Origin of the sequence: Sterolibacterium denitrificans (genome assembly GCF_900174485.1) — a bacterium.
In the GTDB taxonomy this organism is placed as follows: domain Bacteria; phylum Pseudomonadota; class Gammaproteobacteria; order Burkholderiales; family Rhodocyclaceae; genus Sterolibacterium; species Sterolibacterium denitrificans.
In genome coordinates, this window is sequence record NZ_LT837803.1 from 2,338,394 (window position 1) to 2,355,758 (window position 17,365).

Sequence of the window (17,365 nt, forward strand, 5' to 3'; positions counted from 1 at the left end):
TTGTGGACTTGAGACCTGTGACTTGTGTGGCTTGTGACCGGCTGCTGCCTGCAAAACGACGAATCGACGAGTCGACGAACACTCAAGCAAACATCCGGCATGCCGAATGCACTGTCATGGCGTGGCGAAAAAATGTCGCTGGGAAATGATTGTCGGCGCAATCCGATTAAATATCAAGCAGCTACATGCGCGAATCGCCTTTCATGGAGATTTGCTCTGCCGCGCTGGCCATGGCGATTGGCAGCCGATCTGCTATATTCACCGGGATGCGACTGCTTATTCTTCTCCTGCTGATGGTTGCCCTGCCGGTCAATGCTGCCTATGCGGCGGCCGCCGGCGTCTGCGACAGCATCGCCGGCCACGTGCAATCCTGCACATTCTTTGGCCATCACACTCACGTGCATGAGCAGGAACGTCATGAACATCATGGGCATGATGTCCAGAGCGAGGAAACGCCTGCATCTGCACCGGTACAGGCCGCTGCCTGCGACCACAACCATACGCATGCCCACCCGCTCTTTTCCGTCATGCTGCCGGCGCCGCTCAAGCTCCAGTCGCCTGCGCAGCCGGGGGCCGGCATCGAGCTGCCCGCAGCGGCCTTTATCTCGGCCCCGCCGACCCGTCTCGAACGCCCGCCGCAATCCCTCCTCGTCGCCTGAGCCGACGGGACGAGCGCGTCAACGCTTCCACACATCCACTTCCCGACCAGCGATTGATTTTCCGCACCGCGCCTGTGGCGTGGACGGAAGTGAATGCATGTCCCGTCGAAATCCAGACTCGTCGTTGCGAGGGTTTCGATGTCATACCATCACCATCACTTGTTGTATCCGTTGTTCATGCTGCTGGCCTTGCAGTCCGCGCCGCTCCTGGCGGCCGGCCTGACGGAAAGCGAAGCGCTCCGCCTGGTCCTCGAGCGTCCGGAATTTTCCACACTGCAGCAGGCCCGCCTGGATGAAGCCGAAGCGGATATCGTCGAATCGGCCACCTGGAGCAATCCGACCCTGGAATTCGGCCAGGAGCGGAACACCGCCTCCCGCGAACGCAGCTGGCACCTCTCCCAGTCCCTGGACATTTCCGGGCGGCGCGGTTTGCGGGAAGCGGCCGCCCGCCACCGGCTGCGCGCAACCGAAGCCGACAATCGCAGCCGCCAGAATGCACGCGCCGCCGAACTGCGCCTGGCATTCCACGCGCTGCTGCTGCAGCAGGAACGAGCGCGGGCGGTCGGCGCCTGGGCAGAACGCTTTGCCCAGCTCGATCGCGTCGTCGGCAAGCTGGCCAAAGCCGGTGAAATTTCCGGCTACGACCGCCGCCGGCTGGCGCGCGAACAGCACCATGCCGCCGCCCTGCTGGCCGAAGCACGCGCCGAGGAAGCGCGCCGGCGCACTCGGCTCGCGGCACTGACCGGACATGAAATCACCGGCGGCGTTGCAGGCACGCTCCTGCCGCCAGAGCCGCCAAGCCTGAGCGAACTGCAGGCCAGTCTGGCCGGGCGTCCGGAATTCGCTGCGCTGGGCGCACGCATCGATGCGGCGGAAACCGACAGCGCCGCCGCGCAGAACAACCTGCCCGAATTGACGCTCGGCTTCGGACGCAAGCAGCTTCAGGACGGCCCCGCGCACGGCACGAGCAACCTCATGATGCTCTCCCTCAGCCTGCCGCTGTTCGATCGCCAGCAGGCCAGGGAACGCCAGGCCGCCGCGCAGCGACAGGCCGCCCGCGCCGAACTCGGCTTATCGCGCCAGCAGGCCGAAGGCGAACTGCTCGGCCTGCATCGCCAGCTCGGCCTGCTGACGACGGCGGCCAGCCGCTATCGCAGCGAAGCCGTCGCGCCCTCCGCTGAACTCATCCGCATTGCCGAAAGCGCCTATCGCGCCGGCGAATCCACCATTCTCGAACTGCTCGATGCCTACAAGGGCGCGCTCGAAACCGAACTGACGGCCCTCGATCTCGAATGGAAAGCCCGCAGCGCGCGCATCGAACTCGACCAATTGACAGAAAGCCAGCCGCAATGAAAATCCTCTCCACACTGCTCCCGGCCCTGCTTGCCAGCCTTTTTCTGGCGGCATGCAACGACAAACCAACCGGCCTCGCGGCCCAGGATCGCAGCATGGCCGCGCACTCACACGCAGACTCCGCCGACCATGGCCACGACCATGATGCTGGCCCTGGCGGCCATATGCCGAAACTGGAACGCCTCAGCCATTTTTCGGCCAGCACCGAACTGTATCTCGAACGCCCCCCGTTCTTTGTCGGCAAGCCGGTCGAATTGACCGCCTACCTCAGCCGGCTCGCCGATTTCAAGCCGCTACGCCAGGGCAGAGTGAGCGTGATCCTGTCGGGCAATGGTGCGAGTAGTACGCATGGTGCGCACGGTACGCATGGCGCAGCGCAACACTATGAAAGCGATGCGCCGGCGACGCCGGGCATCTTCAAAGTGATCGTCACGCCGGAGACGGCCGGTGATTTCGAGCTGACGCTGCTGGTCGAAACCGCCGCGGGCAGCAGCCGCCATGAACTGGGTTCCGTGCCGGTATTTGCCGATGCCGAGGCCGCCGCTGCCGCCCATCAGCATCACAGCCATGGCATCCAAGATGAGGGCATTCTGTTCACCAAGGAACAGCAGTGGAAAGCCGATTTCGCCACAGCCGAAGCGATCGAGGGCCATGTGCGTCCCTCGATCAGCGCGACGGCCACCATCAAGGCCCGGCCCGATGGCGAAGCGCTGCTGGTGGCACCTGCCACCGGCGTGCTGCGCCCGGCGGGCAGCCTGGCGCGTATCGGCCAGCGCGTCAGAAAGGGGCAGATCCTGGCTTACCTGACCCCGCGGCTGGCTGGCGACACCGACCAGGCAACGCTGCAAGCCGCCGCCGCCAAGGCCGGCATCGCACTCGAGCAGGCGCGCCGCGAGCGCGAGCGCATGGAAGCGCTGTTCCAGGATGAGGCGATTGCCGAGAAACGGCTGCTCGAAGCGCGCGACCATGAACGTCTGGCCGCCACCGAACTGCAGGCCGCCCGGGCGCGTCAGGGGCAGCTTGGCGGAAATGACGGAAATGGCGACAGCGGCATCGCCATCCGCGCGCCCATCGACGGCAGCATCGCCGATGTCGCCGTGACGGCCGGCGCTTTCGTCACGGAAGGCAGCCCGCTGTTTCACCTCGCCGATACCGCCCGGCTGTGGCTGGAAGCGCGCGTGCCGGAAAGCGAAATCGGCCGACTGGGCCTGGGCGCGACAGATGCGCTGGACGGCGCCGCCTTCACGGTGGATGGCTACGACCAGCCCTTCGTCATCGAGCCGGAAAAAAACGGCAAGCTGATTGCCGTCGGTGGCGTCGTCGATGCCGCCACTCGCACCGTGCCGGCGATCTTCGAATTCGCCAATCCCGGCAACCTGCGCCTGGGCATGACCGCCAGGGCGCAACTGTATGTCGGCGCGGGGAAGGAAGCGGAGGAAGCAGATACAGCAAGGAATTCGCTGCTGGTACCCGCCAGCGCCGTGCAGGACGAAAACGGCATGCCGGTGGTTTATGTGCAGACCGGCGGCGAACGTTTCGAACGCCGTCCGGTCCGCCTCGGCGCCCGCGACGGCGCGCACGTCGCCATCCTCGACGGTCTGGAGGCAGGACGACCAGTGCGAGTGGTAAGCCGTGGCGCGCATCTGATACGCCTGGCGAGCTCGATGTCCACCGCCGTCGGCCATGCGCACTGAGGCGGAACGATCATGATCGGACACATCATTCAATGGTCGCTGCACAACCGTTTGTTCGTCGTGATTGGCGCGCTGCTGCTGCTCGTCTGGGGCGGCATCGAGAGCCTGCGCATGCCCGTCGACGTCTTTCCGGATCTGACCGCGCCGACCGTCACCGTCGTCACCGAAGCCGAAGGCATGTCGCCGACCGAGATGGAAGCGCTCGTCACCTTCCCCGTCGAAACGGCGCTCAATGGCGCTCCCGGCGTGCGTCGCGTACGCTCCTCGACCAAGATCGGCCTTTCGATCATCACCGTCGAATTCGCCTGGGGCACGGATGGCTATCTGGCCCGCCAGATCGTTGCCGAAAAACTGCAGCGGGTCCGGGCCGAACTGCCACCGGGCATCGAAGCGCCGATCATGGCGCCCGCCGCCTCCATCATGGGCGAGATCATGTTCATCGCCCTGACCTGGGCAGACCCGCAGCAAACCGCCGCCGACGGCATGATGAAACTGAAGAACGCCGCCGATTACGTGCTGCGCAAGCGTTTGCTGGCGGTTCCCGGCGTGGCGGAAATCCTGCCCATCGGCGGCGACCTGCAGCAATATCAGATCACCCTGAAGGCGGATCTGCTGGCGGCCTACGGCCTGACCATCGACGAAGCGATCAAGGCGGCCAGCGACGCCAACAGGAATGCGGCAGCCGGCTTCTATACGGAAAACGGCCAGGAGTACCTGATCCAGGGTATCGGCCGCATCCGCACAGTGGAGGACATCGCCGAAGCTGTGGTGGCGATGCGCAACGGCCAGCCGGTGTTGCTGCGCCACATCGCCGACGTAACGCTGGGCACTGCCGTGGCGCGCGGCATCGGCTCGGCCAATGGCAAGCCCGCCGTGATCCTCGGCATACAACGCCAGCCGGCAAGCAATACCCTGGCGCTGACGCGCGTGCTCGATCGCACCCTGGCCGAAATCCAGGCCGAACTGCCTGCCGGCATGAAGATCGAAACCCGGCTGTTCCGTCAGGCGGATTTCATCGAAATGTCGATCAGCAACCTGCTGGCGGCCCTGCGTGACGGCGCCATCCTGCTGGTTGTCATCGTCTTCGCCTTTCTGCTCTCGGCACGCTCGACCGCCATCACCCTGGTGGCGCTGCCCTTGTCCATCGTGACGACCGTGCTGGCCATGCAGGCGCTGGGCGCGACCATCAACACCATGACGCTGGGCGGCATCGCCATCGCCCTCGGCGCCCTGGTCGATGATGCGATCATCGTGGTGGAAAACATCGTCCGCCGCCTCAGGGAAAACCACGCCAGGCCGGCAACGCAACGCGCATCGACGCTGCGGGTGGTGCTGTACGCCACGCGGGAAATCCAGAGCTCCATCGTCTTCGCCACGCTGATCATCATGCTGGTCTTCGTGCCGCTGTTCTTCCTTTCCGGCGTCGAGGGCCGGCTGATGGTGCCGCTGGGCCTGGCGTACGTGATTTCGCTGTTCGCCTCGCTGCTGGTATCGATCACCATCACCCCGGTGCTCGCTTCGCTGTTTCTCGGGCAGGCGAAGGAAATTGCCGAACATCGCGAATCAGCCTTCGTCACTCGCCTGCGCGCTGCCTACCGGCGCCTGCTCGAACGCAGCCTGGATCGCTGGCGACTCATCACCGGCCTCAGCGCTGCGCTATTGCTGGCGGCCCTGCTCGGGCTGGGCGCGGCGGGGCAGTCTTTTCTGCCGGACTTCAACGAAGGCACGCTGACCGTCGGCGTCGAGACACTGCCCGGCACGGCGCTGGAGGTATCGGATCGTTTCGGCCAGCAGGTCGAGGAGATCCTGCTGAGTCATCCGGAAGTCACCGCCACCGCCCGCCGCACCGGACGCTCGCCGCTCGACCCGCACGCGCTCGACGTGCATCAATCGGAAATCGAGGTCAATCTGCGCATGCAGCAGCGCAGCAAGGCGGCATTCCTCGCCGCCTTGCGGACGGATTTCGCCAAACTGGCCGGGGTGCAGGTGGTGATCGGCCAGCCGATCTCGCACCGCATCGACCACATGCTTTCCGGCACGCGCGCCAGCATCGCGGTAAAAATCTTCGGCGCCGACCAGCGCGAGTTGCGCCGGCTTGCCGACGAAATCAAACAAGTCATGCAGCAGGTCGACGGCGCGGTGGATGTGCAGACCGAACAGCAGACCGACATTCCCTTTTTGACGCTGCAATACAAGCGCGACGCACTGGCGCGTCATGGTCTCTCGGCAGCCGAACTGTCGGAAATCGTGGAAACGGCATTCAACGGCCTGACCGTCGGCAAGGTGCTGCAGGGACAGGCCAGCTTCGACCTGGTGGTGCGCTACGATCCAGCCGTACGCGCCAATCTCGATGCCCTGCGCGCCACCCTGGTCACCACGCCCGGCGGCGCGCGCCTGCCGCTCTCCGCTCTGGCCGACATACAGAATGATCGCGGCCCCTATCTCATCAACCGCGAAAACACGCAACGCAGGATCGTCGTCATGGCCAACGTCGCCGGACGCGATCTGAAAAGCGTGGTCGAAGAAATGCAGGCAAGGATAGGCAGCGAAGTCGGCCTGCCGGCCGGCTATCACGTCGAATTCGGCGGCCAGTTCGAATCCGCCAGCGCCGCCGCGCGGGTGCTGATACTGCTGGGCGCGGCCGTGGTGGTCGGCGTGTTCCTGCTGCTGTTCGTCGCCTTTCATACGGCCCGCGACGCCCTGCTGGTGCTGCTCAACCTGCCGTTGGCCATCATCGGCGGCGTGGTCGGCGTGCATCTGACCGGCGGTGTCGTCACGATCGCCTCCATCATCGGCTTCATCACGCTCTTCGGCATCGCCACGCGCAACGGCGTGATGATGATCACCCACATCCATCACTTGTTCGCGCATGAGCAGGCAGCGGATATCCGCGAAGCGGTAATGCGCGGCGCGGAAGAGCGCCTGATTCCGATCCTGATGACCGCGCTTGCCGCCGGCCTGGCCCTGGTGCCGCTGGCGCTGTCTGCCGGCCAGCCGGGCTCGGAAATCCAGGCGCCGATGGCGCTCGTCATACTCTGCGGCCTGTTCAGTTCTACCGTGCTCAACATGATCGTCGTGCCCGCGCTCTACCTGCGCTTCGGCGCCCTGAAAGACGACAAATCACGCGAGCGGATTCTGCGGATCCGGGCCAACGGCAAAGACACGCTGACGGATTGAAGAAAGGGAAATGGCCATGAGGACTGTCTTATAATGCCGGGATTTCTACACAGCCAGCGCCTTCCTGACACGCGTACCGCAAGGACCAAGGACATCTCGTGGATTCATCGCACAACAGCAAGGAGCGGCTCTCCACACTGGCGCTCGCCGCGCTCGGCGTCGTCTATGGCGACATCGGCACCAGCCCCCTCTATGCAGTGAAGGAGGTGTTTTCCGGCGCCCATCATCCGATACCCATCACGCCGGAAAACGTGCTCGGCATCCTCTCGCTCATCTTCTGGGCGCTGATGATCGTCGTCACCGTCAAATACATTTCCTTCATCATGCGCGCCGACAACAAGGGGGAAGGCGGCATCATGGCGCTGATGGCGATGGCATTGCGCAACCTGCCGGAAGGTTCGCGCAGTCGCCGGCTGGTCCTGCTGCTGGGCCTGTTCGGCGCCGCGCTGTTCTATGGCGACGGCGTGGTCTCCCCGTCAATCTCGGTACTCTCCGCGGTCGAAGGTCTGGAAGTCATTACCCCCAGCTTCAAGCCTTTCATCATCCCGATCACGCTCGGCGTGCTGATCGCCCTGTTCATGATGCAAAGCCGCGGTACCGCCAGCGTCGGACGTTTATTCAGCCCGGTCATGCTGCTCTGGTTCTGCACGCTGGCAACGCTCGGCCTCATCAATATCATCGACACGCCCACCGTCCTGAATGCGGTGAACCCGTATTACGGCGCCCGCTTTTTGCTTGAAAGCCCGATGCTCGGTTTTCTTTCGCTGGGCGCGGTGGTGCTGGCGCTGACCGGCGCCGAGGCTCTGTATGCCGACATGGGACATTTCGGCCGCAAGCCCATCCAGATGATCTGGTTTTGCCTGGTGCTGCCCGCGCTCGTCATCAACTATTTCGGCCAGGGCGCGCTGCTGCTGAGCAATCCCGCAGCGATCGAAAATCCCTTCTATCTGCTGGCGCCGGCGTGGGCCATGTACCCGCTGATCGGGCTGGCCACGATAGCGGCGGTGGTCGCTTCGCAGGCCGTCATCACCGGCGCATTCTCGATGACGCAACAGGCCATGCAGCTTGGCTACACGCCCCGCCTGCAGCTACTTCACACCTCCGGCGCCCGGATCGGGCAAATCTACATCCCCGCCATCAACTGGCTGATGCTGATCGTCATCATCGCGCTCGTCCTCGGCTTCCGCTCATCGACCAACCTCGCTGCCGCTTACGGCATCGCCGTCACCGGCACCATGCTCACCACCAGCATCCTCGCCTACTTCGTGGCGCACAAGCTGTGGGGCTGGAATCCATGGTACGCATTCTTCGGCGCCCTGCCCTTCATCTGCATCGACATCGCCTTGTTTTCCGCCAGTTCCGTCAAGATCATCGATGGCGGCTGGTTCCCGCTGATCTTCGGCCTGACGCTGCTCCTGCTGCTCACCACCTGGAAACGCGGCCGCGCACTGCTGCAAAAACGCCTCTCCGAAGAAGCCATCGAACTATCGCCCTTCATACGCAGCATGGGAAGCGACAGCGGCATCACGCGGGTCGCCGGCACGGCGGTATATCTGACCAGCAACCTCAACGGCGTGCCGCACGCCATGCTGCACAGCCTCAAGCACTACAAGGTGCTGCACGAACGCGTCGTCCTGGTGGCGGTGAATGTTCTGGACATTCCCTACGTCGGCGATGCGCAGCGGGTCTATGTGGAACCGCTGCCCAACCACTTCTGGCGCGTGAAGGTGTTCTACGGCTTCATGGACGAACCCAACCTGCCCGAAGCGCTCGACTGGTGCGCCGAACAGGGGCTGGATTTCGACATGATGGAAACCTCGTTCTTCATCGGCCGTGAAACACTGATCGCCCGGGTGAATTCGGAAATGAACTTCTGGCGCGAGAAACTCTTCATCGCCATGACACGCAATGCCAGCAGCGCCGCCGATTTCTTCAAGCTGCCGGCAAACCGCGTCGTCGAAATGGGCTCGCAGATCCTGCTTTAGGGAAATGCTGCGATCGAATCCGTCACACTGACGGAAGCCGGCGCCTGGTTCGTTGAAAATGGCGGCGGCGCATCATCGACAACGCGCCGACAACGCGAACCGACTACGACTGGAGGCAAGACATGAGAAAGCTTTTTCTGACACTGGCCTGCGCGCTCACACTGGCCGGCCCGGCATTGGCCGCCGACCTGCCTGCAGTGACCATGCACAAGAGCCCCACCTGCGGTTGCTGCGGCGCCTGGGCCAACCACCTGCGCGCCGCCGGCTTCACGGTGCGCGAGGTCGTCGAGAACGACATGTCGGCCGTCAAGGCACGCTTCAAGGTGCCGGAGCCGGTACGCTCCTGTCACACCGCGACCGTGGGCGGCTATGTCGTCGAAGGCCACGTGCCGGCGGCCGACATCAAGCGCCTGCTGCGACAACAGCCGAAAATCGCCGGCATCGGCGCGGGCGGCATGCCGCTCGGCTCACCCGGCATGGAATCGCCGACCCCCGAAGCCTACGACGTATTGAGCTTCGACGCCGCAGGCCGCACGGCCGTATTCGCCCGCCATCCTCCCGCCCCGGCAAAGTGAGCGACTGGCCGCTGGTCATTTGATCGCGCCTCCTTCACACAACGGCTACGAATGAAATACACCCAAGACAATCGATTGCCAGCGACATAACTACGATGGCATAATTCGTTCTTCATGAAATTCACATTCAAGAAGAACGCTGTATGCAGAGCTTACCCCAGGCAACCGAAGCCGAAGCCATCTCCCCGCAGGATGGCGTAGCCGTACCGGCACCACCCACGCCCTTTCTCTCCGGCCGCAGAGCCTCCATCGGCTTGCGCAAGGTCGACGCTTACCCCGACCGTGCTTCTGTTCTTCAGGGCCGTACCACCCCGCTCAATCATCCCCTTCCTGAGAGCAGGCCATGAACGCCCAGTGTTACCGGATCATTTACAACAAGGCGCGCGGTCTGCTGATGGCGGTGGCCGAAACGGCGCCCAGCCGGGGCAAGGCCCGGGGCGTGACGGTGACGACGACGGTGGCGGCTTCGGGCAAACGTCCGCGCCGGCTGTCGGCCAGACTCAAGCCGCTCGCACGCCTGGTCTGGCGCGCCCTGGGCTGGGCGAGCTGTCTGGGTGGCCTGCTGATGCCGGCGGCCCAGGCGCAGATCGTCGCGGATCCCGGCGCGCCGGGCAACCAGCGTCCGACCGTGCTCAACGCCTTCAATGGCGTGCCCCTGGTCAACATCCAGACCCCCAGCGCCGCCGGCGTCTCGCGCAACGCCTACCAGCAATTCGACGTGCAGACGCAAGGCGCGATCCTCAACAACAGCCATGCCAACGTGCAAACCCAACTGGGCGGCTGGGTGCAAGGCAACCCCTGGCTGGCCACCGGCAGCGCCCGGGTGATCCTGAACGAAGTCCATTCCAGCGACCCCAGCCTGCTCCAGGGCTACCTCGAAGTCGCCGGCCCGCGCGCCCAGGTCGTCATCGCCAACCCGGCCGGCGTGAGCTGCGATGGCTGCGGCTTCATCAATGCCCACCGCGCCACGCTCACCACCGGCGAGCCGATCCTCGACGGCGGCCGCCTGGCGGGCTATCGCGTCCAGGAAGGCACGGTATCGATCACCGGCCTGGGCCTGGATGCCGGCAGCGCCGATTACACCGAGATCCTGGCGCGCGCCGTGCAAATCCATGCGGGCCTCTGGGCCCATCAGCTCGCGATCGTGGCGGGCGCCAACCAGATCGACGTGGATCCGGCCAGCGGCGATGCGCAGGTGACGGGTTCGAGTTCAATCGCCGGCATTGGGCCCGCGCCCACCTTTGCGATCGACACGGCCCTGCTCGGCGGCATGTATGCCGGCAAGATCAGCCTGATCGCCAGCGAAGCCGGCGTCGGCGTGCGCCATGCCGGCAAAATGTACGCGAGCGTGGGCGATGTCGTCATCACGGCGAACGGCCGACTGGAAAACGCCGGCCACATCGCCAGCGGCGGCGATACGCGGATCCGGATCGACGCGCAGGACGACGTGCAGAACACGGGCATCATCTACGCCCAGGGCAACCTCTCGCTCGACACGCGCGGCGACATCGACAACACCAGCGGCGGCGCCATCATCGGCAATGCGGCGGCCAGCATCGAAGCCGGCGCCCTGGACAACCGGGGTGGACAAATCCAGGCGGCCGGCCCGCTGGACATCACCCTGAGCGGCGTCCTGGACAACACCCGAAGCCTGGTGCGCTCGGGGCAGGCGCTGCGTATCAGCGCCACCGGCATCATCAATACCCACACCCAGAGCGAGGATGAGAGCGACGACCAAGGCCTGGAAGGCGAAACGATCGTCTTGAACGCGGCCCGCATCGACAACGCCGGCGGCGCCATTCGCGCCAATCGCGACGCGACGCTGACCAGCGATGGCCTCATCGACAACGCCGCTGGCCTCATCAGCGCGGGCAACGACCTGACGCTGCGCGACCCATTTGCCGAAACGGCGCCGGCCCACCCAACCCTCGCAATCGCCAACACCGGCGGCACGCTCATCGCCGGCCGGCAACTGCGCATCGACGGCGCCGGGTTGAGCGGCGATGGCAACGTACTCAGCCAGGGCGACCTGAACCTCACGCTGCGGCACGGTCTCGCGAACACGGGGCAGATCATCGCCAACGGCAACGCCAGCGTGGAAACGGCCGCCGCGCTGAGCAACCAGGGCCTGCTGGCCGCCGCCGGCAGCCTCACGGCCCGGGCGGCCACGCTCGACAACCAGGCCGGCGGCACGATCAGCGCCGCCCGGATCGATCTCCAGGCCGGCGACGGCCATACCCTGACCAATCGCGGCCTCATCAACGGCGGGGAAACCCTGCTCCGCAGCCAGACCCTGGACAACCTCGGCACCGGCAGAATCTATGGCGACCACGTGGCAATCGGCGCAAGCACCCTCAACAACCGGGCCGAGGACGACATTGCCCCGGTGATTGCCGCGCGCGAGCGCCTGGACATCGGCGCGCTGGCCATCGACAACAGCGGCCATGCGCTCCTCTTCAGCGGCGGCGACATCGCCATCGGCGGCAGCCTGGATGACGGCCATCGCGCGACGAGCCAGGCGGAAATCCTCAACAACGCCAGCGCCCGCATCGAAGCCATGGGCGCGCTGGAGATCGCGGCGCGCACCCTCGACAACACCAACCAGGACTTCAGCACCGCCATCGAAACCCTCGCCGCGCAAAGCATCACCGAATACCAGGGCGCGGGCTCGCCCAACCGCTACGCGCCGGACGCGCCCGACGTCTATATCTACAATGACGAATCCGACCACCTCCACACCCCCGAAGGCAACCATGAAAGCTGGTCGGCCTATCGCTACACCCGCACCACCACCGAAACGCGGGTGCAGACCTCCGACCCGGCCAGCATCACCGCGGGCGGCGACCTGCGCATCACGGCGGACACCGTCAACAACGACAAGAGCCACATCATCGCCGGCGGCACCCTCAGCGGCACGATCGGCACGCTCAACAACACCGAAGTCGCCGGCGAGCGCGTCATCACGGATGCGGGCACGGTCACCAGCTACTGGCGCAATCATGAAAAGGGCCGCGACAACACCGGCAGCAGCATGGCGGGCTATCTCCCCGCGCCGACGATCCAGGCCATCTCCCTGACGCCGACGGTCTATCTGCAAAACACCGCGCCGGCCAGCAGCGGCACGACGCTGGCCGCGCTGACGACCACCCGCCTCGGCCAGGCCCCGGCAGCCGTCAGCAGCGCGGCAGGCACCACTCCCATCGTGCAAATTCTGCTGCCCGGCAGCAGCGATGCCAGCGACCCGGCCGACGTGGTGCGCAGCGGCGGCATCGACACCCGCGTACCGGACAGCCGCCTGTTCGGCCTCACGCCCGACCCGGCCGCCCCTTACCTCATCGAAACCGATCCGGCCTTTGCCGACTACCGCACCTGGCTCAGCTCGGACTACCTGCTCGCCGCCCTCGCCCTCGACCCGGCCACCACGCAAAAGCGCCTGGGCGATGGCTACTACGAACAGAAACTCATCCGCGAACAGGTCGCCCAGCTCACCGGCCGGCGCTTCCTGGCGGGCCATGCCGACGATGAGGCGCAATACGCCGCCCTGATGGACAACGGCCTGACCTTCGCCCAAGCCTACGATCTGATCCCCGGCGTGGCCCTCTCCGCCGCCCAGATGGCCGCGCTCACCAGCGACATCGTCTGGCTGGTGGCCCAGGACGTCACCCTGGCCGATGGCAGCACGACCCAGGCGCTGGTGCCCCAGGTGTACGTCCGCCTCCAGGAAGGCGACCTGCAAGCGGGCGGCGCCTTGATCGCCGGGCAGGACGTCCGGCTCGATCTGAGCGGCGATCTGCTCAACGGCGGCACGATTACCGGACGCCAGCTCGTCGCCATCGACGCGGAGAATCTCCATAACCTGCAGGGCCGCATCCTGGGCAATACGGTTCAGGTGGCCGCCCGCGCCGACCTCGACAATATCGGCGGCCTGATCGCCGCCAATGAAGCGCTGCTCGCCAGCGCCGGGCGGGATTTGACTGTCGAATCGACCACCCGCAACCAGCACAACGCCCAGGGCAGCCAGACCAACGTCGAACGCATCGCCGGACTGTACGTCACGGCTGCCGAGGGTATGCTGCTGGCCAGCGCCGGGCGCGACATGAGCCTGGTCGCGGCCGCGATCCAGAACCAGGGCGCGGGACGGACGCAGCTCATCGCGCAGCGCAATCTCACACTCGGCACGGTGACGCAAGGCCAGAGTCAGAGCATCGTCTGGGATGCCGGCAACCGGCGCGACGAGTCCAGGGCCGCAGAGGTCGGCACGCGGATCGCCACCCAGGGCGACTTGAGGCTTGCGGCCGGGCAAGACCTCGCTGCCCGGGCCGCCGAGGTGGGCAGCCAGGCCGGGGCGCTGGCCGTGGCCGCCGGGCAAGATCTGACGATCGCGGCGGGTATGGCAAATGTCCAGGTCGACGAAGCCCACCAGCACACGGGCCGCAGCAGCGCCTTCTCCAGCAAGACCCTCACGACCCGCGACACGCTCGATCAGACCACGGCAATCTTGTCTGCCGTCTCCGGCGAGACGCTCAGTCTGACCGCAGGCAACGATGTGGCCGTGCGCGGCAGCAACCTGGTTTCGGATGCCGGCACCACGCTCGCGGCCGGGCGCGACCTGACCATCGAGGCTGCCACCGAAACCACGACGGAAAGCCACTTCAGGGACGAGAAGAAGTCCGGCCTCTTCAGTACCGGCGGCCTGGGCATCACCATCGGCACGCAGCAGCAGAGCATCGACCAGCAGGGCCTCGGCCAAACGGCGGCGGCCTCGACCGTGGGCAGCGTGCAAGGCGATGTGACCCTACTCGCCGGGGCGCACTACCGGCAGACGGGCTCGGACGTGCTGGCTCCGCAAGGCGACGTGAGCATCGCGGCACAGGCGGTGGAGATCGAGGCAGCCCGCGAGACGAGCCAGAGCCGGGTCGAACAACAGTTCAAGCAGTCCGGCCTGACCGTCAGCCTCGGCAGTCCGGTGATCTCGGCAGTGCAGACCGTGCAGCAGGTGGCCCAGGCCGCCGGTGATACCCGCGATGGCCGCATGCAGGCCCTGGCCGCCGCCAGCGCCGGACTGGCCGGGTATCAGGGCTATCAGGCGGTGGTGGCCGGACAGGCGGTGCAGGACGGCAATCTGGCGGATCAGGCCGGCGGCGTATCGCTTTCCGTCAGCCTGGGTTCATCGAAGAGCCAGAGCACGAGCACCCAAACCAGCGATACGGCGGCAGGCAGCACCGTGGCAGCGGGTGGCGACGTGACGATCCTCGCCATGGGCAACGGCGAGAAGAGCGACATCACCGTGCAGGGCAGCAGCGTCTCCGCCGGGCGCAACGTCAGTCTGCTCGCCGAGGATGAGATCAAACTGCTGGCCGCGGCCAACACCGGCCACAGCCAATCGAACAGCACGAGCAGCAGCGCGAGTATCGGCGTGAGCCTCAACCTGGGTGTCCAGACCGGCCTGAGCGTGGGCGTTGCGGCCAGCAAGGGCACGGGCCAGGCCGATGGCGACGATCTGGTCTGGACGAACACCAACGTCAGCGCAGGCGAAACGGCACGACTGGCTTCGGGTGGGGACACCACGCTCAGGGGCGCGGTCATCGAAGCCCCGCAGGTCATTGCCGACGTCGGCGGCAATCTGGCCATCGAGAGCCTCCAGGACACCAGCACCTACAACAGCCAGCAGCACAGCAGCGGATTCAGCATCAGCGTGCCGATCCTCGGCGCGGGCGGCTTCGGCGGCAGCATCGGCGGTGGCAAGTCAAACGTCGACAGTACCTATGCCAGCGTCAATGAACAGTCCGGCATCCGCGCCGGGGATGAAGGTTTCCAGGTCGACGTTCAGGGCGACACCACCCTCACCGGCGGCGCCATCACCAGCACCCAGCCAGCCATCGACGAGGGCAAGAACCATTTCGAGACCGGCGGCGAACTCAGCCTCGCCGACATCACCAACCACGCCGAATACGAAGGCAAGGGCGCCAGCATCAATCTCGGCGCGGGCATCAGTCTCGACGGCAAACTCACGCCCCAAGGCACCAGCGCAGGGGTGGGAGAAGACGAAAACAGCGCCGGCAGCATGACGCTGGCCGCCATCTCCGGCATCGCCGGCAACAAAGACGCCCGAACCGGTGATGCCGAAACCGGCATCGCCCCCATCTTCGATGCGGAGAAGGTGCAGAAGGAAATCGATGCGCAGGTGCAAATCACGCAGGTGTTCGGGCAGCAAGCGAGCAAAGCTGTCGGCGACTACGCGGAACAACAACTCAGGCAAGCGAACATCCTGCGCGCCGAAGGCAAGGAAGACGAAGCCAACACCATCGAAGCCCAATGGGGCAAGAATGGCACATTACGCCTGGCCGCGCATACGCTCATCGGCAGCCTGACCGGCGGCGCCAGCGGCGCGGCCGGCGCAGCAGCCGGCACCCTCACCGCCCCGGCGGTTGCCGATGCATTGGCCAATGCGAATATCGACGGGCTCCTCGCCACCACCCTCACCGGACTGGCAAGCACGGCGGCCGGGGCGCTCGCCGGCGGCAGCGCCGGCGCGGCAACTGCGTTCAACGAGGTGACGAATAACTATCTCTCCCACCTGGAAGAAGCCGCGCTCAAACGCGCCAAGGCGGAGTGCGCACGCACCTCGAATTCACCGGCCTGCGCCGAGCAAACCCGCCTGGAAAATCTCGATCGCCAACGAGACGAGGAAATCCAACCGTTGATCGACACCTGCCGCCAGCAGGCCAAAGGCGTGGATTGCGACGCCATGGCCCGGCACTACGCCGAAACCAACGGTTTTGGCTACGCCTCTGCGAAATACGAAAGCTCGGGCCGCAGCGGCTCACCATTCTCATTCAACGGCAAACTTGAGGGCGAAGGCGAGGATGCCCACTATGTCGCCCCGCAAATCAAGATGAAGGACGGCACCACGAAAACCGATCCCGGCGGCCTTAGTTACGGGATGTTCCAACTCTCGTCCGAACGTGGTGGCCTTGAAGACTTCCTGAACTATCTCAAGTTGAACACGAGTCCGGAAGCTCAAAACTTCTATCAGGAATTGACCGCCGTCGGCGGGTTGAGCGCCGCCCGTGCCGGCACCCCGGCATTTGTCGACAAATTCATGGAGTTGACCCAGCACGATCCCCAATTCATCGAATACCAGTTCGAGAGCATCAACCAGGGCAGCAACATGACCCGCATTCGCAAACAACTCGACACCGTCGGTCAGTCCTTCGACGCGCTCGATACCGAGCACAAGGAAGCCATCTTCTCGTCGAGCGTCCAGCACGGCGGCGGCGGTGCCAACAAGGCCGTGCAATACGCCTTCTCGCCCAAGCTCTACGATGAAATCGAAACCCGGTACGGGCTACGGCTTATGGAGTACCAAGAAGCCGTTGCCGAGGGGAAAAAACTGCAATCTCAGGCAACAACTTTGGAATCCCAGGCAAAAACCCTGGAATCCCAGGCAAAAGCCATGGAATCCCAGAAAAGTAATCTGCTCCAGCAGCAAGTCAATTTGCTCCAGCAAGGACAACAAGCAGGCACTGGGCAAATACAGGATTTGCAACGCCAGATCAATGCGCTCGACCAGAAGATCGAAGCCCAGAATACCCAGATCGAAGCCCAGAATGCCAAGATCGAAGCCCAGAATGCCAAGGTCACAGCCAATGACAAACTGATCCAGGAAACCAAGGCATGGCTGGTCAAGAACGCCAAGGACAGCATCGAAGACGGCGAAAGGTTCATCCACGACATCTACGAATGGCGGATCAAGAACAATCCCGGCGAAGCCACGACCCGATACATTCCCGAACGAGACATGCTGCTCCAGCAACTACGCGATAGGCAACAGCAAAACAATAAAAAATGAAACCAAACCAGCCCGCGAGACCGATCAGGTACGCATCGAACAATAGTTCAAGCAGAGCGGCCTGACCGTC

At 64.9% G+C, this 17,365-nt stretch carries 7 protein-coding genes; all 7 read left to right on the forward strand.

The window, feature by feature from the left end:
• The first annotated feature begins 185 nt into the window (after nt 1-185).
• The 7 genes from SDENCHOL_RS10625 (at nt 186) to SDENCHOL_RS10655 (ending at nt 17,295) form a co-directional block, all read left to right on the forward strand.
• Nucleotides 186-659 (forward strand): hypothetical protein, encoded by a 474-nt coding sequence (locus SDENCHOL_RS10625; RefSeq protein ID WP_154717208.1) that lies wholly within the window; start codon nt 186-188, stop codon nt 657-659.
• A gap of 138 nt (nt 660-797) precedes the next feature.
• Complete coding sequence (locus tag SDENCHOL_RS10630) at nt 798-2,012, forward strand: TolC family protein (RefSeq protein WP_172955068.1); 1,215 nt, start codon at nt 798-800, stop codon at nt 2,010-2,012.
• Complete coding sequence (locus SDENCHOL_RS10635; RefSeq protein WP_172955069.1) at nt 2,009-3,706, forward strand: efflux RND transporter periplasmic adaptor subunit; 1,698 nt, start codon at nt 2,009-2,011, stop codon at nt 3,704-3,706. The genes SDENCHOL_RS10630 and SDENCHOL_RS10635 overlap by 4 nt, the downstream gene beginning before the upstream one ends.
• A gap of 12 nt (nt 3,707-3,718) precedes the next feature.
• Nucleotides 3,719-6,883 (forward strand): efflux RND transporter permease subunit, encoded by a 3,165-nt coding sequence (locus SDENCHOL_RS10640; protein WP_154717211.1) that lies wholly within the window; start codon nt 3,719-3,721, stop codon nt 6,881-6,883.
• A gap of 98 nt (nt 6,884-6,981) precedes the next feature.
• Entirely contained in the window at nt 6,982-8,868 is a 1,887-nt protein-coding gene (locus SDENCHOL_RS10645; protein WP_154717212.1) for a potassium transporter Kup, read from the forward strand.
• 122 nt (nt 8,869-8,990) lie between these two features.
• Nucleotides 8,991-9,443, forward strand: coding sequence for a DUF411 domain-containing protein (locus SDENCHOL_RS10650; protein ID WP_154717213.1), 453 nt, complete (start codon nt 8,991-8,993; stop codon nt 9,441-9,443).
• A gap of 343 nt (nt 9,444-9,786) precedes the next feature.
• Nucleotides 9,787-17,295: a hemagglutinin repeat-containing protein gene (locus SDENCHOL_RS10655; protein ID WP_154717214.1), complete on the forward strand. Its 7,509-nt coding sequence runs from the start codon at nt 9,787-9,789 to the stop codon at nt 17,293-17,295.
• The last annotated feature ends 70 nt before the right edge of the window (nt 17,296-17,365 follow it).